Genomic DNA, 2,736 nt, shown 5'->3' with positions numbered 1-2,736 from the left:
GGACGCGTGCTCCTCATCCCTTGTCCGGCGGGCCGGCGGCGTCTCGCGCTCCTCTTCCCGCTCCCGGCGGACCGGTCTCGTCTCCAGCGTCTCCTGGGTTCGGCGCGTACTCCGACGCCCTTCCTCCATCCGCTCTGCGGACGGGCGGTGTCTGTCATCCGCTGCCATGCGCTCCTTCTCACTCCGCGCTGCCGGTCTTGCCGGCGTCATTTCCCTATCTTCTCTCTTGTCGCGTCCAGTGCCTCGTTTCACCCGTGCGTCTGCCGCCGGTCGTGCATTCGGCGATGACGGACGACGCTTGAACCTCTGTCTGCCTCCGGCTGCCTGCGCTTCCTCTCTCCACTCTTTCCGCTTGAGCAGAAGATTGATCACGATAAAGAACAAGATTACACACGCTACGCCCAGAACCGCAAGCATGACAAAGCGAATATTATAATCCCTGCAAAGTGCGTTGTACTTATCTACAATCTCTTCCACTTGTGCATCATCGTATTTAGTTGCCAGAGACGGGTCTTCAAAATACCGTTGGAAGGTCTTTTCTGCAATATCATACCGATACAGCGACTTCTCGCCGCTCTCATTCATACCATATACGACACAATACTTCTGCTGTTCATCGCTCTTCCATACCCAGCCCTGCACTTTATACGTGCCGTTTAACTGAATGGTCGTCTCCATAAATCCATCCGGAATCTGAACCGACTCATCCGGTGGAAGCACCAGAATCGACTTTGCTGTCACATCGATCGTCACATACGGCGATAACACACCGGATTCCGGTATATAAATATAAAACGCACCATTTCCATCGGCACCCTGCAAATACAGAAGCGTCAGGTCATTGCCATTTCCACACTGGACCTCTGAACCGCCATAAGTACAGGTAGACTGCGTATATCCTTCCGGAAGCAGGGAGGCATCAAATTCCGTCGCCACCGTATAGGAAACGCCGTCTATTTCCACATCCAGCCCGTTTGTCACAACCGGCGTTGTCCCAACTGCCTCTGTTTCAGCCCCTGTCTCCGCCTCTGACGGCACATCGACCGTATCTAGCTTATTGACTGTGATCGTGTAGCTCTTAGTTGTCTGTCCATCCTCCGCCGTCACCTTGCAGACAACGGTATTAGCACCTACCTTTAAGCCGGAATCACCACTGACAAGGACTTTCGCCTTGCTGTCCTTCGCACTCGCGCTGACCGCCAGCTTATCGACGCTGGCTCCTACCTGCGCCGTATAGGAAGTCACATTTGGCGAAAATGCAGGGGAAAGTGTTCCTGGAGAAATCTTTAAGGACGAAAGCGCCGCTTCCGCCGAGGAGGTTGCCGGTGCTTTTACTTTGACACTCGCCGTCCCCGTTTTAGAAACTGTGACTGCCTGTGCATCTGAGTCATAGACTTCATAACTTCCCACAGAGATCGACGTATTTCCCGCCTGCACTGCCTTGAATTTCAGCGTATAGGAAAATGCCTTCGTCGAATTGGAATCCATCGTTCCAACCAGGCGGACGGAACCTGCACCGCCGCTTGCGTTATTTCCGCTCACAAACTCAATGACCGACGGATCATAGGAAAGTACCACGTCGGATGCCCCTAGATTTCCATCCTGAGAGGAGATCTTCACATTGACGCTGAACTCCTGACCCACCGTCGCACTCGGATCGGAAAATGAAATTTTTGCGCTGGATGCATAGGCGCTGATCCCGCCAACCGGCGCCGCCACCGTCAGCATACCTGCCGCAAGTATACCTAATATGATATTTTTAAATCTTTTCATTCAACTGCCCTGTCCTATATTCTTTATTGGTAACGGTTCCATATCTGCACCGTTCCCTTTCTTTACAAATTTTCACGTACCCGCTGCCATCTCTCAAGACCAGCCGCAGGTACGTGAAATATCCCTACAGTCCCAGAATCTTCTTCTGCATCAGAAGAATATCCAAAATATCTACTTTTCCATTTCCATTGAGGTCGGCGCGCGCGATTTCTTCCGCTCTTAACTTTCCAAGTCCCAGTATCGACCGCTGTGCCAGCAGGACATCCATGATGTTCAGCTTACCATCGCCGTTGACATCCCCGCGCACCGACGATGCCGCATGCGTTCCCGATGTGGACTGGGATGGTGCCGCCGCGCTGGTCGGCGACTGGCTCCCCTGCGGACTGCCGGCGCTCCCGACAGACTCCCCATTTGGCGCAATCAGGGTTCCGGAACTGCCGCTCCCAAATCCATTCACATTCGATCCCGGTGCGGACTGCCCGGAAGGAGAGCTTCCTGAACTGCTTCCCGAAGAGGTCGGACCGACAATCTGCACATCCGAACCGCCGGAGGAAGAATTTCCTGAACTGCTTCCTGAAGACATGCCCGGTCCCGTCGCCGGACCGCTAGAGCTGCTTCCAGAGGAAACGCCGCTTCCAATCGAGCTTGAGTAGGTCGGACCGCCCGACTGGCGCACTACGTGAAGGACATAATTTCGCAGATTTCCATTTGCCGCTTTGACCGTCACGGTGATCTCATTGACACCGCTCTGCAGATCGACCGTTCCCGTTCCGGCAATCGTTGCCTTGGAATCAATCGCGCTCGCTGCTACCGTCACGCTTGCCACCGATGGATCCACGATCAGATCGTAGGACTCCGTATCTCGGTTAAAGGTCGGTGTCAGTGCAAATCCATCGACACCCAGCGCCGACAGCTTGTTGTTCGGGCTGCCGTCCAGCGTCGGTTTGACGCAGGCGCCCGCCG

The 2,736-nt window shown here is 54.5% G+C and carries 2 protein-coding genes; both read right to left on the bottom strand.

Features of this window, described 5'->3' with window-relative positions; genetic code table 11:
- Nucleotides 1–1,773: cadherin-like beta sandwich domain-containing protein (locus QVO97_RS06900; RefSeq protein WP_288189257.1), on the bottom strand; the 1,773-nt coding region annotated here is incomplete at its 3' end.
- A 124-nt stretch (nt 1,774–1,897) separates the two neighbouring features.
- The coding region (locus tag QVO97_RS06895) for a dockerin type I domain-containing protein (protein WP_288189255.1) at nt 1,898–2,736 on the bottom strand (839 nt) is incomplete at its 5' end.

The sequence above is a fragment of the Clostridium sp. CAG:43 genome (assembly GCF_000434655.1).
GTDB classification, from domain to species: domain Bacteria; phylum Bacillota; class Clostridia; order Lachnospirales; family Lachnospiraceae; genus Otoolea; species Otoolea fessa.
This window is presented reverse-complemented; position numbering and strand designations above follow the sequence as displayed.